The sequence below is a fragment of the Lentzea sp. NPDC092896 genome, from assembly GCF_044754905.1.
Lineage (GTDB): Bacteria > Actinomycetota > Actinomycetes > Mycobacteriales > Pseudonocardiaceae > Lentzea.
Genome location: NZ_JBIVPX010000007.1, coordinates 233,321 through 258,825, shown reverse-complemented (window position 1 = coordinate 258,825; position 25,505 = coordinate 233,321). Strand labels below are relative to the sequence as shown.

Here is a 25,505-nt window from a genome sequence, read left to right as displayed (position 1 = left end):
GTTCTCGCGGGCCTTGCAAGACAATCGTAAGAACTCTTTCGTGCGTCACAATTCCGTAAGCACCACAACACTTTCCGATGGTCCAGGGTGGACACATGGATGTCGTGTTGCCCTGCCTGGACGAGGCCGCCGCACTGCCCGCGGTCCTCGCCTCCCTTCCTACCGGATACCGCGCGATCGTCGTGGACAACGGTTCTGTGGACGGCTCTCCTTCAGTGGCCGCCGCTCATGGCGCACTGGTCGTGCACGAACCCAAGCGCGGCTACGGCGCCGCCGTGCACACCGGTCTGCTCGCGGCCACCTCCGGCCTGGTGGCGTTCGCCGACGCGGACGGTTCCCTGGACCTGGCCGAACTACCGGCGATGGCCGCTCTGCTGGCCGACGCCGACCTCGTCGTCGGCCGGCGAAGGCCCGTGCAGCCGGGCGTCTGGCCGTGGCACGCGCGAGCCGGCAACGCCGTGATCTCGTCCCTGTTGCGGCGCAGGGGTTTGGACGTCCACGACATCGCTCCCCTGCGGGTGTGCCGGCGCGAGGCGCTGCTGGCACTGGACGTCCAGGACCGCGCCTTCGGCTACCCGCTGGAACTCCTGGTGCGCGCGGCCGAGGCGGGCTGGCGGGTGCGCGAGGTCGACGTCTCCTACGGCCCGCGGGCGGCCGGCACGCGCTCGAAGGTGTCGGGTTCGGTGCGCGGCACGATGCGCGCGGCGCGGGACATGGCGGGGGTGCTGCGATGAGGTTCTGCCTGCTGATCATGGCCAAGTCGCCGATCCCCGGCCAGGTGAAGACCCGCCTGTGCCCGCCGCTGACTCCCGAGGAGGCCGCCGACATCGCGGCCGCCGCGCTGCTCGACACGGTGGAGGCCGCGCTGAACACGCCCGGCGCCGTGCCGGTGGTCGCGCTGGCCGGAGTGGTGCGGCGCGAGGACGTGCGGGACGCGCTGGCGGAGTGCGTGGTGATCCCGCAGCGCGGCCTGACCTTCGCCGACCGCCTGGTGCACGCGCACGCCGACGTGGCGCGGTTCGGGATGCCGGTGCTGCAGATCGGGATGGACACGCCGCAGGTGACGCCGTCGCTGCTGGAGTCGTGCGCGGAGTTCGACGAGGCCGCGCTCGGGTTCGCGCTGGACGGCGGGTGGTGGGCGCTCGGGTTGCGGGACCCGTTGCGGGCCGAGGTTCTGCGGGACGTGCCGATGTCCCGCGCCGATACCGGGGCGCGGACGCTGGAAGCGTTGCACGGCCTGAAGGTGCGCACCCTGCCGATCCTGTCCGATGTGGACACGATGGCCGACGCGCGTGCCGTGGCGGCGCTGGCACCGCACACCCGGTTCGCCGCGACGCTGACCGGACTGGCGGCGGTGGCGCGATGATGTTCGACCAGGCCCTCCAGGGCCGCCCGAGCTGGCTCGACCTCACCGGCACCGCCCCGCGCGAACTGAGCGTCGCCCGCTGGCAGGCCGACGCGGACGGTGGCGACTCCGTCCTCCTCGACGCCTGCACCGGCCCCACCCTCGACGTCGGCTGCGGCCCCGGCCGTCTCGTGGCGGCCCTGCTGGCCCGCCAGGTCCAGGCGCTCGGCGTCGACGTGTCACCGGAGGCGATCCGGCGCACCACCGAACGCGGCGGCATCGCGATCCGCCGCGACGTGTTCGACCTGATGCCCGGTGAGGGCCGCTGGCAGCACGTGTTGCTCGCCGACGGCAACATCGGCATCGGCGGCGACCCGGCCGCGTTGCTCCGGCGCGTGCACCAGCTGCTCAAGCCCAGCGGAACCGTGGTCGTGGAGGTCGAGCAGCCGGGGTCCGGGCTGACCATCGGCCAGGCGCGGGTGCGGACCGAAGGCACCAGGGGCGACTGGTTCCCGTGGGCCTGGAGTGACGCGCAGTCCCTGACCGCCGACGGGTTCTTCCTGCTGTGGCAGGTCGAACGTGCCGGGCGCTGGTTCGCGTGCTGGGAGCGGCTGTGAAGACCCCGGCTTTCCAGTCCCCCGCCCACCACACCGGTGTGACCAGCAGGGTCGGCACGTGGCTCGGCATCACGTTCGGGCTGTGCTTCGTCACCGGGCTGCTCAGCCACGGCGTGCAGCACGACTGGGTGTGGCCGACCCGGCCGGTCGACCTCTACCGCGTCACCCAGGGGGTGCACGTGATCTCCGGGGTGGCGTCGGTTCCGTTGCTGCTGGCCAAGTTGTGGAGCGTCTACCCGAAGCTGTTCGAACGGCCGCTGGTCAAGAACGTGCCGCACGCCCTGGAACGCGGCTCGATCTTCGTGCTGATCGCGGCCTCGTTCTTCGAGCTGGCCACCGGGCTGTTCAACGCGGCGCAGAACTACCCGTGGTCGTTCTACTTCCCGACCGCCCACTACGCGGTGGCGTGGATCGTGATCGGCGCGCTGCTCGTGCACATCGCGGTGAAGATCCCGGTCATCCGGCGCACCCTCGAACCCAAGTCCGAAGAGCGAACCATCTTGTCCCGCAGGGCTTTCCTGCGCACGACCGCGCTGACCACAGGTGTCGCGGTCGTCGCGACCGCGGGCGTCACGGTGCCGTGGCTGCGCAAGATCTCGGTGCTGGCCTGGCGGTCGGACGGCGACCTGCCGGTCAACCGGACCGCGCAAGCCGCGAAAGTCGTGGTGCCGCAGGACTGGCGGCTCAAAGCCGGATCGAAGAGCTACTCGCTCCAGGAACTGCAAGCGCTGCCGCAGACCACCGTCGACCTGCCGATCGCGTGCGTCGAGGGCTGGAGCCAGAACGCGACCTGGACCGGCGTCCGCGTCTCCGAGCTCGTCAGCGGAGGCGACGTGCGGGTCGAGTCGCTGGAGAAGGACGGGCTGTACCGGGCGACCACGCTGCCCGAGGCGTTCGCCCAGGACCCGCTGACGTTGCTGGCGCTTCAGCTCAACGGCGAGGAACTCAGCCCGGACCACGGCTATCCGTGCCGGCTCATCGCCCCGAACCGGCCGGGAGTGCTGCAGACGAAGTGGGTCACGTCGCTGGAGGTCGAGAAGTGAGCGCCACGACCGGCATGAGGTTCGCGCTGGGCGCGGCAGGCGTCGGGCTGGGAGCGTGGGGCGCCTGGCTGCTGCTCCCCCAGATCACCGTCGAGCTGCTGTTCTGGCTGGGCGGCGGCGTGGTCCTGCACGACTTCCTGATCGCCCCGCTCGTCGGTGCCTCCGGGCTCGTGATCAAACGCCCGTCCATCGGCATCGGCCTGACCGTCTCCGGAGTCATCACGCTGATCGCGATCCCGTTGCTGTGGCGGGAGTACAGCGGTCCGGTCAACCCAGGCCTGCACGACCGCGACTACCCCACCGGAGTCGCGGTCGCGCTGATCGTGACCTGGGCCGCCGTGGCCCTATACGAGGTCGCGGCGCACCTTCAGAAGCGTCGCCGCGCCGACGAAGAACACGACGTACCCGACGAGGAACAACGCCGCGGTGGTGCCGCTGAGATCGGTCAGCACACCGGGAGCACCCGATCCGCCGACGGCACCGGCGAGGTTTCCGGCCGAACCACCGGGCAGCACCTCGGTCAGCGACTCGACGGGCCCGAGCAGGGAACCCACGCCCCGCAACAGGTTCTCCGTCACGATCGCCCACATCAGCCCGAGCCCGACGGCCAGTGCGGGCCCCTTGGTGACGACGCCGAGGAACACCCCGAACCCCGTCCACATGGCGGCGATCAGCAGTGACGCGCCCAGAGCCTTGAAGACGCCCCACCCCGGCAGGCTCCAGTCCCAGCCTTCCAGTGACGCGACCGTGATGGACGCGCCGAGGTTCACGGTGAACGTCAGCGCCACCAGCAGCACCACGATGATCCCCAGCGCCCCCAGCGTGCCGGCCATCGCCGAGACCCGGCGCGGGCCGGCCGTCAGCGTCGTCTTCCAGGTGCCCCAGCCATATCCGCTGCCGACCGCGAGCGCCGCCAGCACCAGGACGATCGCCCCGCCGAACATGGGCAGGCCGCGCACCACGGCCGCGCCCACGTTCTCCGGTTGCATCGCGTTGATCAGCTGCTGCTGCGAGAGGTCACGCGTGTTGGTGCCGCCGTTCAGAGCGAGGTAGTTGAACACGTAGCCGAACGTCAGCGTCATCACCAGCCAGACACCGATCAGCACCCAGGTCGCCGGCCACTTCCACAGTCGCAGCAGTTCCGCCTTCACGCTGCCCATCACGCCGCTCCCGTCATCTCGAAGAAGACCTCTTCCAGGGTCCGGCGCAGTGGCCGGACCTCCTGCACGTCCACGTCGGCGTGCACCAGCGTGCGCACCAGGGAACCCGCGTCCGTCTCGCGCACGTGCAACACGTCGCCGTGCAACGTGCTGCCCTCGATCAGCACGTGCGCCTTCTCGATCGGGTCGGCGCGGATCAGCAGCACGGTGTCGCCGCGCAACTGGTCGACCGTGCTCTCCGCGACCAGCCGTCCCTGAGAGATCACGCCGACCCGGTCGCAGATCTCCTCGACCTCGCCGAGCAGGTGGCTCGACAGCAGCACGGTCTGGCCCTGTGCCGCCAACGCCCGCACCAGGTCGCGCATGTCGGCCATGCCCGCGGGGTCGAGGCCGTTGGTCGGCTCGTCGAGGATCAGCAGTTCCGGCTGACCGAGCAGGGCCGCGGCGACGCCGAGCCGTTGCTTCATGCCGAGCGAGTACCGGCGGAACTTCTCGTCGGCGGCACCGACGAGGTCGACCTGTTCCAGCGCCGCTTCCACGTGGGTCCTGCCGACGCCCCGGCGAGCCGCGTGCACGCGCAGGTTGTCGCGGCCGGACAGGTAGGGGTAGAAGCCGGGCCCCTCGATCAGCGACCCGACCTTGAGCAACGCCTTGGGGGTGCCGGGTGCCTCACCGAGCACCGTCGCGGTGCCGCTGGTGGGCTTCACCAGCCCCAGCAGCATGCGGATCGTGGTCGTCTTGCCCGCGCCGTTGGGACCGAGGAACCCGTAGACCTCGCCCCGCCGCACGGACAGACTGACCTCGTCCACCACGGCGCGGTCGCCGTAGCGCTTCGTCAGCTTCTCCGTCGTCACGATCATGCCGACAATCGTGTTCCCGCGAGTGGCTCAGGGCGTCCGCTCCGGAGCGTCATGAAGATACGCACATCTGCGTACGTCGCCGGTCGTATGGTCGGATCATGCGCATCAAATGGCAGGACATCGCGCTGACCGTGGCGCTGCTGTTCTTCGGACTCGGCGGGACGCGGTTCGCCGCACGTCTTCAAGGCGCGGAGTCACTCGACGTCCTCGCCTACGTGCTCATCACGCTGGCCGCCGCCGGCCTGCTGTTCCGCTCGGTCCGTCCGCTGTGGACGGTGGTGGTCACGACCGTCGCCATCGCCGTCTACCTGGCGCAGGCCTATCCGTTCGGCCCGATCCTGATGAGCGGCGTCGCGGCGATGTACGCGGTGGCCGTGTACGCGCGCATCGAACTGGCCGCCGCAAGCGCATTGGTCTACGCGCTGACGATCCTGCCGTGGTGGAACGACTCCATCACCTCGTGGATCACCTGGTCGGCAGGCTGGATCCTGCTGCCGGTCGCGGCCGGCGTGCTGATGAGGCTGCGCAGGAAGTCCGCTGTGGACGTTCGCGAGCGTGCCGTCATCTCCGAACGGCTGCGGCTCGCCCAGGAGGTCCACGACGTCGTCGGCCACGGCCTGAGCGTGATCGCGATGCAGGCGGGCGTCGCGCTCTACGTGCTGGACAAGGACCCGGCGAAGGCACGCGCCTCGCTGGAGGCCATCCGCGACACGTCGAAGGAGGCGCTCGACGGTCTGCGGTCCGAACTGGACACTCTGCGCGGCTCGGCCCCGCTGACGCCGACGATCACCCTCGCCGACATCCCGGCACTGGCCGCACGGATGCGCGAGGCGGGGCTGGAAGTGTCGGTGGAGGTGGCCGACGTCGAACTGCCGGACACCTACCAACTGGCCGTGTACCGGATCGTGCAGGAGTCGCTGACCAACGTCCTGCGCCACTCCTCCCCCGGCGTCACCGCGTCCGTTCGCGTTTATGTCGTGCGTGGTGAGCTCGTGGTGCACGTGACCGACACCGGGACGCCCAGCGCGTTCACCGAGGGCCACGGCATCACCGGCATGCGTTCACGGGCCGAAGCACTGGGCGGCACGCTCGAGGTCAGCGGATCGCAGGGCTTCGCGGTGATCGCCCGGATACCGTTGCCCGCATGATTCGCGTGGTGGTGGCCGACGACCAGCCGCTGGTCCGGATGGGACTGCGGACGTTGATCGAGACCGAGGACGGCGTCCAGTTCGCCGGAGAGGCCGCCGACGGCCGCGAGGCGTTGTCGCTGATCCAGTCCACCAAACCGGACGTGGTGTTCCTCGACATCCGCATGCCGGTGATGGACGGCCTGGAGGTGCTGCGTCGCGTCTCGGCCAACCCCGAACTGGCTGACGTGCGGATCGTCATGCTCACGACGTTCGACCTCGACGAGTACGTGTTCGAGGCGCTGCGGACCGGCGCGTCCGGGTTCCTGGTGAAGGACTCCGACCCGACCGACCTGCTGCGCGCGGTGCACGTCGTCGCCGACGGCGGTTCGCTGCTCTCGCCGTCCGTCACGCGCCGGGTGATCGACCGGTTCGCGTCCGGTGCGTCGGCGCGGCCCGTGCCGCACCTGGACAAGCTGACCGAACGCGAGCGGGAGATCATGCGGCACGTGGCGTCCGGCGCGTCCAACGACGAGATCGCCGCCGTGCTGGTGATCTCGCCCGCGACGGTGCGCACGCACGTGTCGCGGGCGATGGTGAAGCTGGGCGCACGCGATCGCGCCCAGCTCGTCGTGTTCGCCGTTCAGTCAGGTCTCACCTGACCTGCAGATCGACTCCCGAGGTCTCCTGACCCTCCTGGACGTGGACGAGGTCCGGGTGGGTCTGGATCTCGTCCTCGAGGTTGCCGTGGAACAGCATCCGCACGTCCTGCGTGGCGTAGCCCTTCATCCAGTACTCGTACTTGCTGTTGCGCGATGCCGACGGCCCGGCGTAGTCGCCGGTCACGGGGTTCACCGCGAGCACCGTCGTGTACTCGAACGGCCTGGTGGCGTTCACCAGCTTCCCGCTGATCCTGCCGGGCTTCTTCAGCCGTGCGTCGGCCGTGGCGGTGCCGCCGGGCGTGACCTGGACGGGCGTCGCGCTGAAGCGGTCCGTCGCGCCGCCCGACCACTGCCAGGCGTGGTCGCCGTACGCCGACGGGAACTGCACCTTCCACGCGTACGGGCCGAGACCGCTGATCTCGTACCGGCCCTCGGTGTAGGTGCACTTCACGTTGCGGCCCTGGGAGACGTAGTAGTGAGACGGCGTCACCGACGGGCACAGCCCTGACACCGCGGCACCGGACTCGTCGTCGACGACGGAGCCGCTGATGGTGCCCGCGCCGTCGAACCTCACCGGCACGGCCGTGGTCTGACCGCTGACGAACTCGAACCACTTGGCCTGATCCACGTCGCCCGTGCCGCCGTTCTCCCCCACCCACTGGCTGCCGTGCGAGGCAGAGGCGCGCGGGTAGACGAAGAACCGCTCCCGGCCGGGCCAGTAGCCGTTCACCCGAAGCTTGCCGGTGCCGTCGTAGCCGCAGTGGCTCTGGTTCCAGTCGACGACGTTGCGCCGGTCGGGGTACACGGAGATGTAGCAGCCGTCGACCGGGGCACCCGTGGCAGCGTCGGTGAAGGTCAGCTCGAGGACGGCCTCGCGCTGCAACGTGCCGGTGGCGACCGCGGTCTCGTCCGTCCTGACCTCCACGTCCTCGATCGTCTCGTAGAGATAGCCGGTCGGCTGCTGGATCAGGAAACGCCACTTGCCGGTCAGCAGGTTCTCGAACCGCGCCTTGCCCTGCGCGTCGGTGGTGGCGCCGCCCCCTCCGTTCGGCCCTTCGGAACCGACCCGCACGTTCGGCATCGGCTCGCCGGTGACCCGGTCGCGGATGGTGACCTCGGCGCTGCCCATCGGCCGGGCGACCTGCTCGACGACGCTCTCCTCGCCGTCCCGCACGGTCAGCTGCTCCGACCAGTGGTCGGACCACTCCGGGAAGTAGAAGCGGAGTTTGCGCTCGCCGGTGCGCACGTGGTCGAAGCGGAACGTGCCGTCCGCCGCGGTGATCGTCCTGTCCTTGACGTCGTTGCCGTTGAGGTCGGTCAGCACGACACCGACGTTCGCGATCGGCTGGCCGGGCTTGCGCAGGTACGTGCCGCGCACCGACCCGTACGTGAAGGGCTTGAGAGCGATCGACACGGAACCCGGCGCGGTCACCGGCTCGCTCAGGTGCTCCTCGTGCTCACTGGCGTGGGCGAAGATCCGGTATTGCCTGCCTGCCGTGAGCGGGATGTCGAACTTGCCGGCGTCGTTGGTGAAGCCGTCGCGCACCCATCCCCCGTCGGGCGTTTTCGCGATGACCTGGATCCCCTTCATCGGCAGCCCGGTCGCGGCGGACGTGACCGTTCCGTCGATCCCGGTCGGACTCGCCGAGGCCGGCGTGCCTGAGACGAGCAGGCTGAAGACGGCCGCCAGCGCGGCCACAGTTCTGAACATCGTTCCCCCTAGAACGGACGGCTCCCCCTGAACCGTCCGTTCGACCATAGGGCGTAGAGGTCAGGCCTGGGAAGCGTCGAAAGCCTGCTTCAGGCCCTGCGCGATCTCCGGCGGGATCGAGTCGTAGGCGCGCGGCGGCTGCGGGTCGTACTCGATACCGACCTGCACCGCCTGCGCGACCATCTCGCCGAACTCGGCCTCGACCAGCCGCAACGCCATGTCGATGCCCGCGGAGACGCCCGCGCCGCTGACGACCTTGCCGTCGAACACGACCCGGTCCGTCGAGACCTCGACGCCGCGCACCTCCAGGTCCTCGCGCGCGGCCCAGTGCGTCGTGGCCTTCGAGACCAGCCCGGCCTCGGCGAGCAGCGTCGAGCCGGTGCACACCGACGTCGTCCACTTCGTCGTCGGGTGCACGGCCCGCAGCCACTCGACGACGCCGCCGGAGTCCTTCAACAGTTCCTTCCAGTGCCCGGAACCCGGCACCACCACGATGTCCGTCGACTTCAGCGAGTCGAACGTGTCGGTCGGAACGACGGTCAGCCCGTTGTCGGACGTCACCGGGTCGAGCGTCGCCGCGACGAACCGCGTCGTGACGATCGGCACGCTGCCGAGCACCTCGAACGGGCCGACGAAGTCGAGCGCGGTCATGTTCGGGTAGAGCACGAACGTGGCTTCCATCAGGCAACCCCAGTGGTCCGGAAACGGGCGCGGTAGCTGCCCGGCGACACGCCGAGCACGCGCAGGAAGGCCCTTCGCAGGGTCTCGGCGGAGCCGAACCCCGACTGGCGGGCGACGAGGTCGAGCGAGTCCCCGGTGCTGGCCAGCCGGTCGGCGGCGGCCTCGACGCGGGCCCGCTCGACGTACTGCGCCGGGGAAACGCCGACGCTGCGGGAGAAGACGCGGGCGAAGTGCCGCACGCTCATCATCGCCTTGCGCGCCATGACCGGCACCGTCCACTCGCGAGTCGGATCGGCGTGGATGTCGTCCAGCAACGCGCGCAGCGAGCCGTCGCGCACCGGCTTCGCGCGGGTGTGCACGCTGAACTGCGACTGGCCGCCGGAGCGTTGCAGGAAGACGACCAGGTACTGCGCGATCCTGCGGGCGAGCTCAGGTCCGTGGTCCTGTTCGACCATGGCCAGGGCCAGGTCGATGCCCGCCGTGACGCCCGCGGACGTGGACACCTCGCCGTCGCACACGAAGATCGCGTCCGGCTCCACCTCGACGCCGCGGTTCTCCAGCTCGCCGGTGAACGCCCAGTGCGTCGTCGCCTTCTTGCCCTTCAGCAGCCCCGCGCTCGCCAGCACCACCGATCCGGTGCAGACACCGGCGACCCGGCGCGACTTCAGCGCGAGCCGCCGCAGGTTGGTCATGAGCGCCGCGTCGGACGCGGCCTCGTCGTAACCCCAGCCGCCGACCACGATCAACGTGTCGATCGGACGGTCCAGCTCGCGCAGATCGGCGCCCGCCTCGATGCGCACGCCCGCGGTCGCGGTGAACGGTCCTCCCCCGAGCGTGGCGAGCGTGACCTCGTAGCGCGGCTCGCCGTAGTTCGCTGCCTGGAACACCTCTATCGGTCCCGCCAGGTCCAGCAGCGCCGTGCGGTCGTAGCCGACCACGACTATCTCCCTCAGATTCCCCACACCTCCACTTTCCTCACCCCGGCCTGAGGCGGCAACGCCATATCCCCCTCGCATTCGGCCACCCCCGTAAACTGGTGCGCGATGCGCAAAGTGCTCTTCTTCGCGGCGATCGGCCTGCTCACGATCCTGCTGGTCGTGAGCGACCACGTGTTCCCGCCTCCCTCGGAGCCCGATCGCGAGACCAGGACCGCGGTCGTGGCGCTCGGCGACAGCACGATGTCCGGCGAGGGCGCCGGCGACTACGAGCCGGGAACCGACGGCGAGGACGGCGGCAACTGGTGCCACCGCTCACGCCAGTCGGAGATCGTGAAGACCGAGTTCCAGGCCGACCAGAAGATCAACCTGGCGTGCTCCGGCGCGAACTCGGACAAGCTGCGCAACGAGCAGTTGCCCCGGTTGCGCCAGATCGCCGGGCAGAACCAGGTCGTCGCGATCGTCGTGGCCATCGGCGCGAACGACGACCCGAGGTTCTCCGAGATCCTCAACAAGTGCTTCGAGGCGTGGGGCAAGCGCAGCGACTGCACGTCGTCGGTCGCGCCGGAGTGGACCAAGCGCGTGCGGCGGATGATCCCCAAGGTCGAGAACACGCTCAACGCCATCCGCCAGACCATGCGCGACTCCGGTTACCTCGACTCCTCCTACCAGCTGGTCGTGCAGTCGTACGCGGCGCCGGTGTCGCCGAAGATGCCGCAGTCGCTGCAGAACCTGTCCGGCTGCCCGCTGCGCACCGCCGACCTGGAGTGGGTCGTCGAGGAGGCCGTGCCGGAGCTGTCGAACGGCCTGCGCACCGCTGCGGCGAAGGTCAACGCCCGTTTCCTCGACCTGGCGCGGGCCGGTGAGGGGCACGAGGCGTGCGTGGGCGGCAGCAAGCCCGAGACCGAGTGGTTCACGCGGTTGACGGTCGACTTCGAGGGCTTGAAAGACCAGAAGCGCGCATCGCACGCGTTGCAGGAGTCGTTCCACCCCAACGCCCGCGGGCACGAGCAGATCGGCCGGTGCCTGACCGAGTTCCTGGCCTCGGACAAGCGTGACGGGGCGTGCGTGCCGCGGCTGAACGGCACGCTCGGCCTCACGACGGAGAGCTAGTGGCGCGCCTCGGAACGTTGGCGAGGTGATCCACGCTCAGCAGGGCACCTCGCGGCGCGCCTGACCGCGAATTCCCCCGGCAACGTTCCGAGCCGCACCACTAGACCCAGCGCTTGAGTTCGTCGGCGGGCCAACCGGGATCGCCCGTGCGGGCGAACCTCGCCCACGCCAGCGCGATGTCGCCGCGGAACATGTCCGGGACGTCGGCGCCGTGATGTGCCGGGGTGCGGGCGTAGATCGAACGGAACGCGCCGCCGTGCTCGTCCGCCAGCCGCATGGTCGGACGCTGGAACAGTTCGGCGTCCTCGTCGGCGGTGTGGCAGACCAGCAGGTCGACGTCGTACGGGCCTTCCAACGGGCTGCGCGGCAGCGTGTCGCCGTCGACGATCGGTTGGTACAGCACGACTTCCGGATCGGCTTGCCGTTGGGTCCTGACCGCTTCCTCCGGCGTGAAGAACCGTCCGGCGAGGCTGTGCGCGATCGCCCGGTGGAACAGGCCTCTCGCGGATGGCATGACCATCAGGCTCGCGACCGTCTGCGCGCCGGACGACTGCCCGGCGACGGTCACGTTGGCCGGATCTCCGCCGTAGCGGGCGATGTTGCGCTGGATCCAGCGCAACGCCGAGACGACGTCGAGCAGCCCGCGGTTGTGCGGAAAGCCTTCCAGCGCACCGTATCCGTCGACCGCGAGCCGGTAGTCGCAGCTGACGAACACGATCCCGTTCGACGCGTGGAAGTCGCCCGCGTACTCCGGTTGTGCCGAGGTGCCCACGGTGTTCGCGCCGCCGTGGATCCAGAGGAGCACCGGGGCCGGACCGTCCGTTGTGGACCAGACGTTCAACGTGTGCCGGTCACCGAAAGCGCCCGCCGGCTCACCGTCGCAGTCCACCGGTGGGTGGAAGCGCAGCGGGCCGACGGGCGGTTCGGCGTAACGGATTCCGAGGTTCAGGCCGTCACCTGGTGCGAGACCGGCAGCACGCGCAGGTTCGCCGCCGCCCGTTCCAGCTGGGAGAGCACGCTCGGCCGCATCCCCGCGATCTCCTGCTCCGCCGCCGGCCCGGAGATCTCCTGCAACAGCACCTGCTGCGGGTGATCACCCTCGGCCTCGGCGACCGCGAGCACGCGGAACGGCGTGCCGGGAGCGAAGAGCACGCGTTCCTCGGTGGACACGGCGACGCGGTCGGTCACCTCGACCACGCGGCCGGTGACCGACCAGATCAGGTACTCGGTGACGCCCTCGATGCGCTGGGACGGGTTCGCGACGGCGTCCAGCAGGCCGTGCTCCACCAGAACCTCGCCGTGGCGGTAGCGCCGCGGCCCCGTGGGACCGCTCATGCCCCACACCGCCGCGATGCCGTTGTGCACGGGCAGGCGGTTCAGACCGGAGACGATGCACGCGACATACGGGCGCAAGCGGCCCAGCCGTCCCATGCGGAGCGTTTCGACGACCATCTCCTCGTCCTGCGACACGCACGCCAGCAACGCCGTCAGGTCGGTGACCATGGCCTCGAACGCGGCCGGGTCCTCCTCCGCGTCCGGACGCTGGGAGAGCAGGCGGACGACTGTCGCCGCGTGCACGCCGTAGCGTTCGCCGAGCGCACGGCGGACCGTGTCGCGTTCGGCGTCCGAACTGTTGTGGTCCACGGAGACCGTCTCGCGCTCGCCGTTGTTCTCCGGTGGGATCTCCCACATGGCCAGCGGCTGCAACGGCAGCGGGCCGTCCACGCGGAACCTCACCGGAGCGGAGTCCGGGTCGTCCGACGGGAACGCGGCCTCGTCCGGGTCGGCCAGCGCGTGCGACGTCACGGTCGCCATCGCCGGTCCGGCGCCGATGCTCGCGTACGCGGACCGTTCCGTTTCGGGCTCGGCCGGCGTGACGGCGGTGAAGAAGCCGACGCCGTTGTCCGACGAGTCCCGCGTCGACAACGCGTGTGCCGCCACCGTCGCGGGTGGCTGAGAGGGCGGAGGAGGCGGTGGTGCGGTCACCTTGGAGTCGCAGAACACCAGCCGCAGGAGCTTGCGCACCTCGGGCTCCAGGCGTTCGACGAGAGCGGCGCCGTGCACCGCGACGGCGCCAGGCGTCGTGCGCCCAGGCGTGCCCACGGTCAGACGTGCCCACTCCGGGTCGAGGGGCTGAGTGCGCACCTCGGCGGCGTTGTAGGGCTCTTCCTGCTCACGCACCCACAGACCGGAGGGCACGACTTCGAGCACGACGCCGTCGCCGAGGGAGAACACCCCTGGGGTGACCTCGGTCAGGCCCTGCACCGGCGTCCGGTAGCCCGACACGACGGGCACGGACTCGTTCGGCACGCACAGCACCTCGGTGACGAACGGCCGCCACGTCTGCTGCCCGCGCGGGTCGACCGCGATGACCGCGGGACCGCCGGTGTGCAGCTTGCCCACCGGCAGGCCGGTGAACATGGCGATCGGCTCGCCGATCTGGTCCGCGACCAGGCTGCCGATGCTCGCGTCGATGCCGTACGGGACGAGCCGCACGCGCGACCGGGCCGCCTGGGGCAGTGCGGTGAGCAGGCGGCAGACCTCGTCGATCGGGATCGACGACTGGCCGGGACCGCCGACGACGACCGTCAGCACGTTGTCGCGGCACGGCAGCGCCACGATCGGCCGCGAGTCCTGGGCGGCCGGTTCGAACGGCGGCTGCTGCGCGCGCAGCCACAGTCCGCTCGGAATCGGCTCGGAGATGCCGATCTCGCCCGTCGGCCACGGCGAGTTCGGGTCCATCGCCTCCCACTGCGGCACCGGGAAGCGGCGGCCGAACGGCATCGGGGACGCGTTCGGCTGGAACTTCACCCAGCTGCCGTAGCCCTGCGTGCCGACGACGAACGCGGCACCGGGCACCGTGGTCAGCACGCCGTCCGGCGCCACGACCTCGGTCTGGAGCTGCTCGGAGAGCCATTGCGCGGGTGCGGTCGGGCGCATCGTCCCGGCGTGCGACACCGCGAGCCGGACGGGCCCACGGCCGTGCAGCGCCGTGACGACGTGCGGCCAGAAAGTGCTTTGGTCCCCGCCTGGGAAGTCGACCACGACCACGGTCCGGCCGGTGTCGGCGGGAAGGGCGCGTGCGAGACCCGTGGCGCCCTGACTCGGGCCCTCAGGTGCGGAAACTACGAGCGTCGACCCGACGAGGTTCGCCGCGAAGGGCGTCCTCTGGGATACTGGCTCCGGCGGCGGCGCTGCTGCCGGGGGCTGCTCGACGGGATACAGATCCATGTCCTGCTCGGTGCTCGTGATCGTCTGAACCCCGAAAACGCTCTGAGCAGAACTCTGGGTCTGTGGTTGCTGGTCGCCATGGGCGGCGGCACGTCGGCCCATCAAGCGCCTGATCACCTCCGTGCCATCCCGGTCACTCGCCCTTTCGGCTTAATCGGGCAACGAGCGTGCACGCTATCAAGACGCACCGCACACTTGTCACCCAGTCGGGTTATTTGGCGTCATCCGATCGAGACCCACACGGCGCGTGCTCGCCCGCACACTCCGTCAGGGCCGATGATCGCGGACGCGGAGTAGGCCTTGCGTCCGTCCCGGCCGAGTTCCCACGCCAGGAGCACGTGGTCCACGCCCAGTTTCACCGGCAGCTCCGTCCGTGCGACGAAGGTGCCGAGCACGAACGCCGGTCCCCCGTCCGGTGCGACGGGCTGCGCGGACGGACAGTCGAGCGCGGCCCAGACGATCTCCGGCAGCACGCTGACACCGTCGTTGGGCAGCGTCTCGGTCGGCGTCCAGACCCCGGCCCACTCCGCGCGGCCGTCGAGCGGGCCGAGCAGCGCCGCGATGCCGTCTTCCCTGTTGGGACCGCATCCGAAGCACGTCGGGAACGGGTGCCGGTCACGCCACGGCACCTTCGCGGACGCCTTCAGCGCCTCGTCCAGCGTCGGCGTTTCAGGAATCTCCAGGTCGAGCGCGGCGGGCTCGGCCGAGGCGATCACCGTCTCGCCGTCGAACAGCTGCCCGTCGCGGACCTCCATCGCGCGGTCCAGCGGCACCGGCCTGCGCAGCCGGACGCTCACCGTTTCCGCGTCGACCTGCGCGGCGAGCAGACCGGCCGAGTACCCGCCGTTGCCCATGCCGGGAGGCCCGTTGAACCTGCTCGCGACCGTCACAGTGCTCATTCGAGGCCCTCCGCGTACACCCACTGGCCGTTCTCCCTGATGAACTTGCTCCGCTCGTGCACCACGCCCCCGACGTAGTGCGCCCGGAACTCCACCACACCCTCGCTCTGCAGCAGACCGCCGTTCTCGGTCGCCAGAATTTCGAGCTTCAGCCACCGGTCCGTCGAGTCGATCCCGGCGCTCTTGGGGCGGTTCCGCGCGGCCCACGTGCGCAGCAGGTAGTCCTCATCGGACACCGCGAAAGCGCTGTAACGCGAACGCATCAGCTGCTCGGCCGTGGCCGCTTTGCGGGCTCCGGAGTGCAGCGCACCGCAACAGTCCACATAGGACTGACCGGTACCACAGGGGCACAGTTTGTTGTTCACGTCCACATTGTGCCTGGTAAACCCATTAGAACCGATGCCGCACCCCGTACGTACCCCTTGTCAAGACTGACTCGCGGGAGGCAGAGGAGACGGCAGTGAGTGTCGACAGCAGGACTGAGCTCGTACCGCTGCGAACGTGGTTCGGGCTCCGATGGCGCGGCTACGACCGCGACGAGGTGGACGACTACGTCGCCGAGCTGGAAGCCGAGCTTCGCCTGGTCACAGCCGACCGCGACGCCTCGGAGGCCCGCGCGGAGGCCCTGGCGAGCAGACTGGTCTCGGTCCAGGAGGAGAACGCCGCCCTGCAGGACGGCCTGCACCGCATCTGCCTGACCCCGATCGACCCGAAGGGCCTGCCAGAACGGCTCGCCCGCATGGTCGCCCTGGCCGAGGAAGAACGCCGTGACGTCGTCAGGGACGCGCAGCTCAAGGCGTTGATGATCGTGGGCGAGGCCGAGCAACGAGCCCGCCGCCTGGACGAGGAGGCGGCCGCGAAACGCGACGGGATCCGCGAGGACTTCCGGCTCGCGATGTCGGCCCGCCGCGCCGAGGCGATGCGCGCCCTGGCCGAACTGCGCAACGTGGCCCGCGACGAGGCCGAGCGCATCGTGGCGGAGGCGAAGGTGCAGAACCTGCACATCACGTAGGTCGCGAGATCTCGCGGAAGGCCCGGCCTGGGACACCCCGAGAGTCCCAGGCCGGGCCTTCCGCCGTCCGCAACCTTGCGCCGGCCGATCCGGGACCTGTCCCAACGCCGCGTACGTCGGGAGAATCAGGCAAGAGGACGAGAGCTTCGGTCTCCTGCTAACCCGGTCTCCACTGGTCTTATTGGTTCATACAAAACCAAGCAGACCAGAACGGGCGGTAGGAACATGTCAGTAGCGATCGTGACCGGTGGCAGCTCGGGCATCGGCTGGAGCACGGCCGTCGAACTCGCCCGGCGAGGCTCCGCCGTGATCCTCACCTACGGCTCCAACGAGACCGGCGCCAAGCAGGCCGTCTCCGCCATCGAGCAGAACGGCGGCAAAGCCGTCGCCCTCCACCTGGACCTGGGCCGCAGCGACACCTTCGAGACGTTCCGCGACCAGGTCGCGCAAGTGCTCGGCGGCTGGGGCCGCGACACGGTCGACGTCCTCGTCAACAACGCGGGCTTCGCCCAGACCGCCCTGTTCCCGGACACGACGGAAGAACTCTTCGACAGGTTCTACCGCGTCCTGCTCAAGGGCCCGTTCTTCCTCACCCAGACCCTGCTCCCGCTCCTCGCGGACGGCGGCGCCGTGGTCAACACGACGAGCAGTTCCACCGAGCAGGCCGAGCCCGGCTACTCCGGTTACGCCACCATGAAGGGCGCCCTGGTCGTGCTGACGCGCTACCTGGCCAAGGAACTGAGCCCGCGCCGCATCCGCGTCAACTCCGTCTCCCCCGGCGCCACCCGGACCAGGCTGGGCGACGACGCGTTCGAGAAGTTCCCGGAGTTCATCCCGGCCCTGGCCGCGAAGACCGCACTGGGCCGCGTCGGCGAGCCGGACGACGTGGCGGTGGCGATCGCGGCGCTCGCCGGCGAGGACGGCCGGTGGATCACCGCGCAGAACGTCGAGGTGTCCGGCGGATTCGGGCTCTAGGGGTGTGTCACTGCATGTTCGTGACGTGCTGGTGCTCGGGGAACGCGACGCACGTGTAGAGCTGCAGGTGGTAGCCGCGCCCGATCATCAGCATCGTCGGCTCGTGCGGAGCCGGGAACGGCGGGTGGTCCGCGTCGGCGTCCTCGACCGGCCGCCAGCTCGTGTTGCCGTCCCACTCCGAGCTGGCGATGGTGAGCAACGGCTCGACGTCCGCGCCGCAGTCGGGGCAGGACATCGGGAACGGGGCGGAGAAGCTCCACGGCGCGTGCCCGCCGGCCTTGCAACCCGAGGCGACGGACAGCTCGTACTGGTACTTCTGCCCCTCGCGGTCCTCCCACTCGCGCACCTGCCCGGCCAGCTCCTCGGGCAGGCAGTGCGGAGCCGGGTACTCCGTGACCTCCTCCGGGTGCAGCACGCACGGCCGCGGCAGGTAGTTGTCCTCGACGGCGGCCGGCAGCGGCGGGTCCGTCAGCGGGTCGGTCACCTCGGCGGCGACCCGCCAGCGCAGCACCACGCTCGGCACGTAGCCGTCGTCCTCGTGGTCGAACGGGCACCACAGCACCTGCACCAGATCCGCGCCGTCCGGGCCGGGAAGGCCAGGGACGTCCCGTGCGTACAGCTGGGCCACCGGCACCATCGGCGCCGGCCCGTCCTGCGCGATCTCCGCGCCGTCGTCCACGCGGTCGACGACGGCCTTCTCGTCCTCGGTCAGCAGGTTCACACCAGGCTCCCGCGGTCTGGCCCACGCCTGTGTCAGGATCCGCCGCCGTGCCATCACGTCGGGCACGCCGGCGCCTTCGAGAAACGGGCCGGCGTGCTCGGCGCACGTCGGCCACGGTTCCCGCGCCGGCCACAGCAACGGGCCGCCGATCGAACTGTCCGCCGCGGTCGGCTCGCCGGGCCGCGGGTGCAGCCGGACCGCGGTGCGGGCCAGCGGGGCCATGGCGGGCAGGTGCGCCACGAGGTCGGCCGGGCGCGGCGGAGTGGTGCGGACCATGGCGGGATCGTAGTGGCGGCTCAGAGGTAGATCGCCAGGGCGACGGTCACCACCCAGGCGAGTCCCAGCGACTGCAGGACCCGGTCGGAGCGGGCCAGGTCGTCCGGGGCGCCCGCCTTGCCGCTGTCCACGTCGACGGCGTAGCGGAGTACGGCGATGACGAACGGGACCATGGAGAGCGCGGCCCACGGGCTGCCGGTGCGCTGACCGAGTTCGAACGCCCACAGGCCGTAGGTCATGTTCATGACCGCGGCCGACGTGGCCCAGACGAACCGGAGGTAGGTCTCCGAGTACCTGGTCAGCGAGTGGCGGATCGCGGCGCCGGTCTCGTGGAAGAGCTTGATCTCGGCGTACCGCTTGCCCGCCACGATGAACAGCGACCCGAACGCCGTGACGAGCAGGAACCACTGGCTGGGCTCGATGTCCGCGCCCATGCCGCCCGCGATGGCGCGCAGCAGGAACCCGGAGGCGACCACGCACAGTTCGAGGACGGGCTGGTGCTTCAGGCCGAAGCAGTAGCCGAGCTGGACCGCCAGGTAGACGGCCATGAGCACGAGCAGCTTCCAGCCCGCCACCGCGCCGATCGACAACGACGCGGCCATCAGCACACCGGCGGTGCCGAACGCGAGAGGCACCGGCACGATGCCCGCCGCGATCGGGCGGAGGCGCTTCTTCGGGTGGGCCCGGTCGGCTTCCGCGTCCTTCGCGTCGTTGACCAGGTACACCGCCGAGGCCGCGCAGCAGAACGCCGCGAACGCCAGCGCCGCCGACCGCAGCACGACGGGTTCCGCGATCCTGCTCGACGCGAAGGGCGCCGCCAGCACCAGGACGTTCTTCACCCACTGGTGTGGCCGGGCGGTCCTGATCAGCCCACGAACGATCGATGGCCGTGTCTCGGTCGCCACGGTCATCGACGACCCCACACCACGCGCCGCACGCCGCGTGCCACCACGGCACCCAGCACGGCGCCGGCCAGCACGTCCGTCGGGTAGTGCACGCCCAGCACCAGTCTGCTGACCATCATCGGTGGCACCAGCAGCGGCACCAGCGGCTGGTTCGTCAGCGCGCCGTAGGCGACCGCGGCGGCCGTGGTGGAGGACGCGTGCGACGACGGGAAACTCAGCTTGCTCGGGGTTCCCGCCAGCACCTGCACCTCCGCGTGATGCGGACGCCGCCGCCGCACCACGCGTTTCACCACGATCGACACGGCGTGCGCGGCGACGACCGAGCCGGCCGCGACCGTCCACTCAGGACGGCGCCGGCGGTCCACCGCGGCGCCGGCCACACCTAACAACAGCCATCCCGCGCTGTGCTCGCCGAACCACGACAGCAGCCGGGCCGCGTGCACCACGGGTGGTCTCGCCAGCGCCGTCTGCACGGCCACCAGCGCCTCCGCTTCACGATCGCTCATCGAACGCCTTCCCAACCCATGCGGGTCTGGGTGTCGCGGGTGGTGGTGTACCGACCTGCCTCGTAGAGCGGGGTGGCCCGGTAGACCTGGATCGGGTACGGGCGGGAGGAGTCCCGCAGCCGTGCCGGAAGTGCGGTGACCTCGTGCGTGGTGAGGACGTCCCCGAACAGCGCGCCGCGCACGGGTTGCCAGGTCGCGTCGGACAGTCCGAGCGCCTGCGTGTCGCCCCACTGCACGGCGTACGAGACCGGTTCGATCACGCCGTCCTGGACGCGCGGCTGACGCTGGCAGGGGAACAGGAACGCGATCTGCCACGCCACCGCGACCGCCGGTTCGCGGGGCAGGAACTCCCGCAGCCGCACGTACTTCTGCGCGGCCGGCTGGCTGAACTCGCCCTCGCCGGTGAGCCGCACCTGCGTGGCGCCCGCGGGCGCCGGTGGCAGCAGGAGGGTGCGCCGCCACGTGCTGTCAACGTTGTCGGTGATCTTGCCGGTACCGAGCACCTTCGCGTCCGAGGTCGCGTACTCGTAGGTGACGGGCACCGGTCTGCCGGTGACGACGGTCGCGATCGGGTCGGCCTGGATCGCGAACCAGCTGTCCGGCAACGGGACCAGCGGCTGCGGTGTCGCGACCTCGACCGCGTCCGCCGCGACGCACCGTTGCGCGAGCGGGTCCTGGACGTTCGCGGCCCACGGTGACCAGGTGTCGAGCGTGTTCACGGTCGCGACGGCGAAACCGCCCACCAGATAAGCGATGTTGGCGACGAAGAACATCACCACCACGACCGGTATCGCGATGACCGGCGCGAGAGAACCCTTGCCCCGCCGGTACAACACGACCGCCACGATCGCGATCAGCACGAGCCACCAGTACGGCTTGTCGAACTTGAGGACCGACACGTGCGGCGGAACGCCCGTGGCCGGCAGCCCGAGGTGCCACGAGTACGGCCACAGGTTGGCGCCGTGCCCCGCGAGGCCGAGCATCGCGACGACGCTGACGATGCCACCCAGCAGCACCGGAACCGGCATGCGCCGATCGTTGGTCAGCTCACGGATCAACGGCACGGAACCCAGCAGCATCAACGCGAGGAACACCGAGCCGATCCCCGCCAGGCTGCCGAAGTGGTGCGTCCACTTGCTGGGTGTCAGCCACAGCAGGAAGAACGCGAACAACGTCGACCAGCCCGCCAACACGAGCCGTGGTGGCACGTCGATCCGGCGCGCCCGCGCGGCCGTGACGAGCACGACGAACCAGACCAGCGCGACGACGCACACCAGCACCGGCGCGCGTTTGGCGTAGTTCGCCATGGCGTCGCCCTGGTTCAGCAGGAACATCCACCGCGCGAACTCCGTGTACCAGGACTCCGACCCGGCCATCTTCTTGAAGATCTCCTGTGCGTACAGGAAATCACGCAGGGTCCCGTCGCTGAACGCCATGATCATCGCGATCGCGCCGGGCGAGAGCACGGCGAGCGTCCTCGCCACGACCGTGCGCCAGCCCGCGTCCTTCGTGAGCAGCTTCCACGCGAACGGCAGGCCGGCCAGCAGTGGCGCGAGAGTCGTGAAACCCGTGGGGTGCGCGAAGAAACCGATGCCCGCGACTCCCACGGCCGCGCCCAGCAACGCCAGCCGCCCGCGTTCGACCGCGGCCGTCACCGCCAGCAGCGTGAGCATGCCGCACATGGTCACGACACCCTCCGGCCGCACCCCCATGTCGAGCGGCAGCCACCACGCCAGGAACGCCGCGCCGAGCACGACCCCGCTGAACTTGCCCGACACGTAACGACGTGCGGCGAACCACGTCACCAGACCGAACAACAGCGCGGGAATGCGCAGAACCACCGGGGCGAAGCCGAAGACCTGCCATTTGGCGAGGAAGTAGTAGAACCAGGAGAACGGCGTGAAGCCCTGGTTGAGGATCTGGTAGTAGTTCCCGACATAACCCTCGAACGGCACGTTCCTGGCCATCGCGCTGTAGTAGCCGTCGTCGTCGGACATCGGCGCGAGGAACAACCAGACGATCATGATCGCGGGGACGACCAGGTCCACGAGGCTCAGCCGCCACCGGAACCGGGCCGGCTCGCGGGACACGCGCCGATCCAGCAGCACCAGACAGGCGAACGCGGTCGCCGCGCACAGCGCGAGAAGCACCATCAGCACGATCTTGAACGGCGACGGGCTGGTGCTGAACTGGTCGTCCACCCTGATCCGCACGGACAGGTCGGCGGTCGTGGTGATCGAGGTCGCCAGCACGTGCACGTCCGGCATGGTCGCGGACCGGCCGATCTCCTTGCCGTCGCGCAGAATGCTCAGCCCGTCGCGGTCGCCGACGATCTGATACGAACAGTCGCCAGAGGGAACCGGCTCGTCCAGCGTGGCCACACCGCTCACCAGCAGGCGGTCGTTCTCCGCCTTCACGACGAGACCGCGCGCCGGGGCCGACGGGGTGATGGTCGAGACCACCACACCACCGCCGGCCTGCGCGGCACGGACGGTTGCGCAGCCGAAGCGCGCGTCCATCTCAAATGGACGGTAGGCGCTCAGCGCGAGCATCGTGGATCTGGGCGCCGACGCGTTCTCCGGCCACGTGACGGTGGGATCGTTGATGGTCACGGGTGCGAGCGGCATCAACGCCGACAACAGCACCGTGAGCGCGCCCGACACCACGGCGACGGCCAGCAGCCGTCGTCTCCTGCCCTGTCCGGGGCGAGTGGTCGTGGCAGGCGTTTCGGGAGCGAGCGAAATCGTTTCTGTCGTCACGCGCCGATGTCCTAAGGGGGTTCGGAAGGGCGAGGCGTCAGAAGCTAGCGACCGCCCGTTACGCGAGAAGCCCGACCAACCCTCACATTGCTACGTCTGCGTTGCCATACCCCGGAATCGTGTTACGGAGGGGAAAATCGCCACACCGCGACGGATATGGTCCGCCCATGGTTCGTGCGCTCGGTTTCGTCGGGGTGTGCATCGTCCTGTCCGGACTGCTGGTGAACGCTTACCTCGCGATCGTCGCGCGCAACGTCTCACCCGCCGAGTACAGCGACTTCGGCGCGTTCTGGTCGATCGCGCTGCTGGTCGGGTTCGGCGCTTTCCTTCCCGTGGAACAGGAACTGGCCCGCCTCGGCCCCCGCGCGCTGCGTTCGGCCGCCGTCGTCGCAGCGGGCATGGCGGTCGTCGAGTGCGCACTGGCCGTGTTCGTCTCCCCCGCCGTCGTCGTGCTGTGCTTCCTGTCCGCGGCGCAGTTCCTGGTGCGGGGCGCGTTGATCGGCAACGGGAAGCTGGCGTGGCACGGCGGCCTGCTGGTCGCCGACACCACCCTGCGCGTGGTGTTCGCGCTGCTCGCCGGGTGGCTCGGGGCCACGACGAGCGCGCAGTTCGAATGGACGCTCGTGGCGGCGGTCGCGGTGGCGCACCTGCCCGTGCTGGCCGCCATCTGGTGGCAGGGAGACGGCGAAGTGCCCGTGCGCGAGTTCGCCCGCGCGGTCTCCCCGTTGCTCGTCGGCTCCCTGTGCGCGCAACTGCTGCTCAACGGCATCCCCGTGCTGGTGACCGCGATCGCGACGCCGGCCGAACGGGCTCAGGCCGGGGTGTTCCTCGCGGCCTTCCTGCTCGCCAGGGTCCCGCTCTTCGTCGCGGTTCCGTTGCAGACAGCGCTGTTGCCCGTGCTCGCGGGCAAGCAGAAGCGCACCGTCGTGACCCGTCTCGCGGCCGTGCTCGCGGTAGCGGCGGTCGCCGGCGCCGCCGTGGCGTTCACGATCGGACCGTGGCTGGTGCGGCTGGTGTTCGGTCCCCTCTACGTCGTGTCCGCCACGGATCTGGCGCTCGTCGCGCTCGGCGTCGTCGCCCACCTCGGGTTGATCGTCACCACCCAGGCCCTGGTCGCGGACGCCCTGCACAGCCGCGTCGCCTGGAGCTGGATCGCGGGCGTCCTGACCGCCGCCGCGACCTTCGCCCTCATCCCGGACCTGTTGCTGCGCGCCGAGATCGCGTTCCTCACCGGATCACTCGCCGGACTGCTCGTCGGGCTCCGGCTGCTCACTTCCCCACGACAGGAGAGCGAACTGTGCTCGACGACCTCGTCATCGCCCTGACCTACTACTCGCCGTACGTGTCAGGCCTGACCAACTTCGCGCGGGACGTCGCGGAAGGGCTCGCCGAGCGCGGCAAACGCGTCCGCGTGGTCACCACCCGCCACGACCCCTCGCTGCCGCACGAGGAGACGATCAACGGCGTGCGCGTGAGCCGCGCACCCGTGCTCGCCCGGTTCGGCAAGGGAGTGATCAGCCCGGCGTTCGCCACGATGGTGCGCGAGGCGTCGGCGAACGCCCGAGTGCTCAACCTCCACCTGCCGATGCTCGAGGCAGGCCCGGTGGCCGCGCTGGCGAAGTGCCCGGTCGTCGTGACCTACCACTGCGACGTCAGCCTGCCGCCCGGCCTGGTGAACGCGGTGCAGGGCAAGGTGATCGACGCCTCCAGCCGCCTCGCGATGCGCCGCGCGGCCGCCGTCGCGGTGACGAGCGAGGACTACGCGCGGGAAAGCAGGCTGTGGCCGTCCATCCAGCCGCACATGGCCGCCGTACCCCCGCCCTGCCGCCCGGTTCCCCCTGGCACGCCGCGGTTCCGCGACGGCGACGGCCCGCACGTCGGGTTCCTCGGCCGCATCGTCGAGGAGAAGGGCGTCGAGCACCTGGTCGACGGATTCCGCGCACTGGAAGACCCGTCGGCACGGCTGCTGATCGGCGGCGACTTCGGCAACGTCGCCGGCGGCAGCGTCATCTCCCGCGTGCGCGAACGCATCGCGGGCGACCCGCGGATCAAGCTGCTCGGGTTCGTGCCCGACGAGGACCTCGGCGACTTCTACGCCTCCCTGGACGTGTTCGCCCTGCCGTCGGTGAACGCGTTCGAGGCCTTCGGCATCGTCCAGGTCGTCGCGATGCTCGCGGGCGTACCGGTGCTGGCGAGCGACCTGCCCGGCGTGCGCATCCCGGTGCGGGAGACGGGTTTCGGGATCATCGTGCCGCCCGGCGACGCGGCGGCCATCACCACGGGACTGCGATCCCTGCGCGACGAACCGCCCGTCTCGGACGGCACGGCCGCGGCGAAGTTCAGCGTCCCTGCCGTGCTCGACGCGTTCGAGGCGCTGTTCGAGAAGCACGCCCGCTAGCCGGGACCGGTACCGGTCCCGTTCTGCCAGGCTCTGCGGATGAGCAGACGGTTCGCCTCCGCGGTGCTGGTCCTGGGACTGCTCGGCGGGTGCACCGGCGCCAGAACGCCGGATTCGCCCACGACCGTGCCACCGTCGTCCTCCACCACCGCCGAGAAGGCCGCGCCGAACGTGATCGTGCTGGAGGCGACGGGAACGGCCACCATCTCGTCGCTGACGCTCGTCGTCGACGGGACGTCCAGCGAGGAGACGTCGGTCGCGCTCCCCTGGACCAGGACCCTCGAGTTCCCCGCGGAGAGCGGCAGCCACGAGTGGAAGCTCGTCCTGCGGCACAGCGGCGGCAGCGTGCTGGCGACCTGCAAGGCGAACGGAGAGCTGTTGACGCAGACCGCCGGCAGCAGTTCGCCGGGCAGCGACAGCACCGCCCAGCTGTCCGGCAGCATCTCGAAGTGACTCTGGTGAGGACGTGGCTCCCGCCTCGTCCTCACCAGCGCGGAACCAGGGCCTGTATCGAAGTCTGATCCGCGACAGCCGGGCCCGAGGCGGCCCCTGGCGGCACGGCCGGACGA

The 25,505-nt window shown here is 70.2% G+C and carries 26 protein-coding genes; 12 read left to right on the top strand and 14 right to left on the bottom strand.

All coding sequences use genetic code 11. The annotated features are described in order from the left end of the window. Positions 1–95: 95 nt before the first annotated feature. From ACIQF0_RS31565 to ACIQF0_RS31550, 4 genes are read left to right on the top strand one after another with little or no spacing between them, the layout of a single operon-like run. Positions 96–734 carry a glycosyltransferase family 2 protein gene (locus ACIQF0_RS31565; protein ID WP_401035424.1) on the top strand — a complete coding sequence of 213 codons (639 nt, stop codon included), beginning with the start codon at positions 96–98 and terminating at the stop codon, positions 732–734. Beyond that, complete coding sequence (locus tag ACIQF0_RS31560) at positions 731–1,366, top strand: DUF2064 domain-containing protein (protein WP_401035421.1); 636 nt, start codon at positions 731–733, stop codon at positions 1,364–1,366. The genes ACIQF0_RS31565 and ACIQF0_RS31560 overlap by 4 nt, the downstream gene beginning before the upstream one ends. Further along, a complete protein-coding gene (locus ACIQF0_RS31555; RefSeq protein WP_401035418.1) occupies positions 1,363–1,962 on the top strand; it encodes a class I SAM-dependent methyltransferase in 600 nt (199 codons plus the stop codon). Before ACIQF0_RS31560 ends, ACIQF0_RS31555 begins: the two co-directional genes overlap by 4 nt. Further along, positions 1,959–3,005 carry a molybdopterin-dependent oxidoreductase gene (locus ACIQF0_RS31550; RefSeq protein WP_401035416.1) on the top strand — a complete coding sequence of 349 codons (1,047 nt, stop codon included), beginning with the start codon at positions 1,959–1,961 and terminating at the stop codon, positions 3,003–3,005. The genes ACIQF0_RS31555 and ACIQF0_RS31550 overlap by 4 nt, the downstream gene beginning before the upstream one ends. Here ACIQF0_RS31550 and ACIQF0_RS31545 read toward each other — a convergent pair. From ACIQF0_RS31545 to ACIQF0_RS31535, 3 genes are all read right to left on the bottom strand, one after another. Further along, positions 2,980–3,276, bottom strand: coding sequence for a hypothetical protein (locus ACIQF0_RS31545; RefSeq protein WP_401035413.1), 297 nt, complete (start codon positions 3,274–3,276; stop codon positions 2,980–2,982). The two genes, ACIQF0_RS31550 and ACIQF0_RS31545, sit on opposite strands and share 26 nt — an antisense overlap. A gap of 73 nt (positions 3,277–3,349) precedes the next feature. Beyond that, positions 3,350–4,165, bottom strand: a complete 816-nt coding sequence (locus ACIQF0_RS31540; RefSeq protein ID WP_401035410.1) for a hypothetical protein — start codon at positions 4,163–4,165, stop codon at positions 3,350–3,352. Then, positions 4,165–5,025, bottom strand: a complete 861-nt coding sequence (locus tag ACIQF0_RS31535) for an ABC transporter ATP-binding protein (protein ID WP_401035408.1) — start codon at positions 5,023–5,025, stop codon at positions 4,165–4,167. Before ACIQF0_RS31535 ends, ACIQF0_RS31540 begins: the two co-directional genes overlap by 1 nt. 98 nt (positions 5,026–5,123) lie before the next feature. Here ACIQF0_RS31535 and ACIQF0_RS31530 point away from each other — a divergent pair, with 98 nt between their 5' ends. Beyond that, entirely contained in the window at positions 5,124–6,173 is a 1,050-nt protein-coding gene (locus tag ACIQF0_RS31530) for a sensor histidine kinase (RefSeq protein WP_401035406.1), read from the top strand. Next, positions 6,170–6,814: a response regulator transcription factor gene (locus tag ACIQF0_RS31525; RefSeq protein ID WP_360034472.1), complete on the top strand. Its 645-nt coding sequence runs from the start codon at positions 6,170–6,172 to the stop codon at positions 6,812–6,814. Before ACIQF0_RS31530 ends, ACIQF0_RS31525 begins: the two co-directional genes overlap by 4 nt. On the opposite strand, the gene ACIQF0_RS31520 is transcribed toward ACIQF0_RS31525, so the two are convergent. The 3 genes from ACIQF0_RS31520 to ACIQF0_RS31510 are packed head-to-tail and all read right to left on the bottom strand — an operon-like array spanning position 6,807 to position 10,168. Beyond that, positions 6,807–8,525: a collagen binding domain-containing protein gene (locus tag ACIQF0_RS31520; RefSeq protein ID WP_401035404.1), complete on the bottom strand. Its 1,719-nt coding sequence runs from the start codon at positions 8,523–8,525 to the stop codon at positions 6,807–6,809. The two genes, ACIQF0_RS31525 and ACIQF0_RS31520, sit on opposite strands and share 8 nt — an antisense overlap. 60 nt (positions 8,526–8,585) lie before the next feature. Further along, a complete protein-coding gene (locus ACIQF0_RS31515) occupies positions 8,586–9,206 on the bottom strand; it encodes a DJ-1/PfpI family protein (protein ID WP_401035402.1) in 621 nt (206 codons plus the stop codon). Continuing rightward, a complete protein-coding gene (locus ACIQF0_RS31510) occupies positions 9,206–10,168 on the bottom strand; it encodes a GlxA family transcriptional regulator (protein WP_401035400.1) in 963 nt (320 codons plus the stop codon). Before ACIQF0_RS31510 ends, ACIQF0_RS31515 begins: the two co-directional genes overlap by 1 nt. A gap of 81 nt (positions 10,169–10,249) precedes the next feature. Here ACIQF0_RS31510 and ACIQF0_RS31505 point away from each other — a divergent pair, with 81 nt between their 5' ends. Further along, a complete protein-coding gene (locus ACIQF0_RS31505; RefSeq protein ID WP_360034483.1) occupies positions 10,250–11,254 on the top strand; it encodes a GDSL-type esterase/lipase family protein in 1,005 nt (334 codons plus the stop codon). Between the two features lie 100 nt (positions 11,255–11,354). Here ACIQF0_RS31505 and ACIQF0_RS31500 read toward each other — a convergent pair whose 3' ends face one another. From ACIQF0_RS31500 to ACIQF0_RS31485, 4 genes are all read right to left on the bottom strand, one after another. After that, positions 11,355–12,143, bottom strand: a complete 789-nt coding sequence (locus tag ACIQF0_RS31500) for a carboxylesterase family protein (protein ID WP_401035397.1) — start codon at positions 12,141–12,143, stop codon at positions 11,355–11,357. A 56-nt stretch (positions 12,144–12,199) separates the two neighbouring features. Beyond that, positions 12,200–14,485 carry a hypothetical protein gene (locus ACIQF0_RS31495; RefSeq protein ID WP_401035394.1) on the bottom strand — a complete coding sequence of 762 codons (2,286 nt, stop codon included), beginning with the start codon at positions 14,483–14,485 and terminating at the stop codon, positions 12,200–12,202. 221 nt (positions 14,486–14,706) lie between these two features. Then, complete coding sequence (locus tag ACIQF0_RS31490) at positions 14,707–15,384, bottom strand: hypothetical protein (protein WP_401035390.1); 678 nt, start codon at positions 15,382–15,384, stop codon at positions 14,707–14,709. Continuing rightward, positions 15,381–15,749, bottom strand: a complete 369-nt coding sequence (locus tag ACIQF0_RS31485; RefSeq protein ID WP_319981150.1) for a YchJ family metal-binding protein — start codon at positions 15,747–15,749, stop codon at positions 15,381–15,383. Before ACIQF0_RS31485 ends, ACIQF0_RS31490 begins: the two co-directional genes overlap by 4 nt. A gap of 95 nt (positions 15,750–15,844) precedes the next feature. On the opposite strand from ACIQF0_RS31485, the gene ACIQF0_RS31480 reads away from it, so the two are divergent. After that, complete coding sequence (locus tag ACIQF0_RS31480; protein WP_319981151.1) at positions 15,845–16,396, top strand: DivIVA domain-containing protein; 552 nt, start codon at positions 15,845–15,847, stop codon at positions 16,394–16,396. 225 nt (positions 16,397–16,621) lie between these two features. Next, positions 16,622–17,371 (top strand): SDR family NAD(P)-dependent oxidoreductase, encoded by a 750-nt coding sequence (locus ACIQF0_RS31475; RefSeq protein WP_401035388.1) that lies wholly within the window; start codon positions 16,622–16,624, stop codon positions 17,369–17,371. 7 nt (positions 17,372–17,378) lie between these two features. On the opposite strand, the gene ACIQF0_RS31470 is transcribed toward ACIQF0_RS31475, so the two are convergent. From ACIQF0_RS31470 to ACIQF0_RS31455, 4 genes are read right to left on the bottom strand one after another with little or no spacing between them, the layout of a single operon-like run. Continuing rightward, positions 17,379–18,368 (bottom strand): hypothetical protein, encoded by a 990-nt coding sequence (locus tag ACIQF0_RS31470; RefSeq protein ID WP_401035386.1) that lies wholly within the window; start codon positions 18,366–18,368, stop codon positions 17,379–17,381. Between the two features lie 20 nt (positions 18,369–18,388). After that, entirely contained in the window at positions 18,389–19,279 is an 891-nt protein-coding gene (locus ACIQF0_RS31465; RefSeq protein WP_360034501.1) for a decaprenyl-phosphate phosphoribosyltransferase, read from the bottom strand. Continuing rightward, positions 19,276–19,779 (bottom strand): phosphatase PAP2 family protein, encoded by a 504-nt coding sequence (locus tag ACIQF0_RS31460; protein WP_360034504.1) that lies wholly within the window; start codon positions 19,777–19,779, stop codon positions 19,276–19,278. Before ACIQF0_RS31460 ends, ACIQF0_RS31465 begins: the two co-directional genes overlap by 4 nt. Further along, positions 19,776–22,538 carry an arabinosyltransferase domain-containing protein gene (locus tag ACIQF0_RS31455; protein WP_401035383.1) on the bottom strand — a complete coding sequence of 921 codons (2,763 nt, stop codon included), beginning with the start codon at positions 22,536–22,538 and terminating at the stop codon, positions 19,776–19,778. The genes ACIQF0_RS31460 and ACIQF0_RS31455 overlap by 4 nt, the downstream gene beginning before the upstream one ends. A gap of 167 nt (positions 22,539–22,705) precedes the next feature. Between ACIQF0_RS31455 and ACIQF0_RS31450 the strand changes: the two genes are divergently transcribed. Genes ACIQF0_RS31450 through ACIQF0_RS31440 form a run of 3 tightly spaced genes read left to right on the top strand, consistent with a single transcriptional unit; the run spans position 22,706 to position 25,389 of the window. Further along, a complete protein-coding gene (locus ACIQF0_RS31450) occupies positions 22,706–23,863 on the top strand; it encodes a lipopolysaccharide biosynthesis protein (RefSeq protein WP_401035380.1) in 1,158 nt (385 codons plus the stop codon). After that, positions 23,836–24,936: a glycosyltransferase family 4 protein gene (locus ACIQF0_RS31445; RefSeq protein WP_401035377.1), complete on the top strand. Its 1,101-nt coding sequence runs from the start codon at positions 23,836–23,838 to the stop codon at positions 24,934–24,936. Before ACIQF0_RS31450 ends, ACIQF0_RS31445 begins: the two co-directional genes overlap by 28 nt. A gap of 39 nt (positions 24,937–24,975) precedes the next feature. Next, positions 24,976–25,389 carry a hypothetical protein gene (locus ACIQF0_RS31440; RefSeq protein WP_360034516.1) on the top strand — a complete coding sequence of 138 codons (414 nt, stop codon included), beginning with the start codon at positions 24,976–24,978 and terminating at the stop codon, positions 25,387–25,389. The last annotated feature ends 116 nt before the right edge of the window (positions 25,390–25,505 follow it).

What these genes read in the sequence shown, in the direction of transcription:
- ACIQF0_RS31475 (WP_401035388.1), top strand. Translation starts at nt 16,622, where the DNA reads ATGTCAGTAGCGATCGTGACCGGTGGCAGCTCGGGCATCGGCTGGAGC.
- ACIQF0_RS31560 (WP_401035421.1), top strand. Translation starts at nt 731, where the DNA reads ATGAGGTTCTGCCTGCTGATCATGGCCAAGTCGCCGATCCCCGGCCAG.
- ACIQF0_RS31540 (WP_401035410.1), bottom strand. Translation starts at nt 4,165, where the DNA reads ATGGGCAGCGTGAAGGCGGAACTGCTGCGACTGTGGAAGTGGCCGGCG.
- ACIQF0_RS31490 (WP_401035390.1), bottom strand. Translation starts at nt 15,384, where the DNA reads ATGAGCACTGTGACGGTCGCGAGCAGGTTCAACGGGCCTCCCGGCATG.
- ACIQF0_RS31440 (WP_360034516.1), top strand. Translation starts at nt 24,976, where the DNA reads ATGAGCAGACGGTTCGCCTCCGCGGTGCTGGTCCTGGGACTGCTCGGC.
- ACIQF0_RS31470 (WP_401035386.1), bottom strand. Translation starts at nt 18,368, where the DNA reads ATGGTCCGCACCACTCCGCCGCGCCCGGCCGACCTCGTGGCGCACCTG.
- ACIQF0_RS31530 (WP_401035406.1), top strand. Translation starts at nt 5,124, where the DNA reads ATGCGCATCAAATGGCAGGACATCGCGCTGACCGTGGCGCTGCTGTTC.
- ACIQF0_RS31520 (WP_401035404.1), bottom strand. Translation starts at nt 8,525, where the DNA reads ATGTTCAGAACTGTGGCCGCGCTGGCGGCCGTCTTCAGCCTGCTCGTC.
- ACIQF0_RS31565 (WP_401035424.1), top strand. Translation starts at nt 96, where the DNA reads ATGGATGTCGTGTTGCCCTGCCTGGACGAGGCCGCCGCACTGCCCGCG.
- ACIQF0_RS31555 (WP_401035418.1), top strand. Translation starts at nt 1,363, where the DNA reads ATGATGTTCGACCAGGCCCTCCAGGGCCGCCCGAGCTGGCTCGACCTC.
- ACIQF0_RS31450 (WP_401035380.1), top strand. Translation starts at nt 22,706, where the DNA reads ATGGTTCGTGCGCTCGGTTTCGTCGGGGTGTGCATCGTCCTGTCCGGA.
- ACIQF0_RS31495 (WP_401035394.1), bottom strand. Translation starts at nt 14,485, where the DNA reads ATGGATCTGTATCCCGTCGAGCAGCCCCCGGCAGCAGCGCCGCCGCCG.
- ACIQF0_RS31525 (WP_360034472.1), top strand. Translation starts at nt 6,170, where the DNA reads ATGATTCGCGTGGTGGTGGCCGACGACCAGCCGCTGGTCCGGATGGGA.
- ACIQF0_RS31505 (WP_360034483.1), top strand. Translation starts at nt 10,250, where the DNA reads ATGCGCAAAGTGCTCTTCTTCGCGGCGATCGGCCTGCTCACGATCCTG.
- ACIQF0_RS31515 (WP_401035402.1), bottom strand. Translation starts at nt 9,206, where the DNA reads ATGGAAGCCACGTTCGTGCTCTACCCGAACATGACCGCGCTCGACTTC.
- ACIQF0_RS31535 (WP_401035408.1), bottom strand. Translation starts at nt 5,025, where the DNA reads ATGATCGTGACGACGGAGAAGCTGACGAAGCGCTACGGCGACCGCGCC.
- ACIQF0_RS31460 (WP_360034504.1), bottom strand. Translation starts at nt 19,779, where the DNA reads ATGAGCGATCGTGAAGCGGAGGCGCTGGTGGCCGTGCAGACGGCGCTG.
- ACIQF0_RS31465 (WP_360034501.1), bottom strand. Translation starts at nt 19,279, where the DNA reads ATGACCGTGGCGACCGAGACACGGCCATCGATCGTTCGTGGGCTGATC.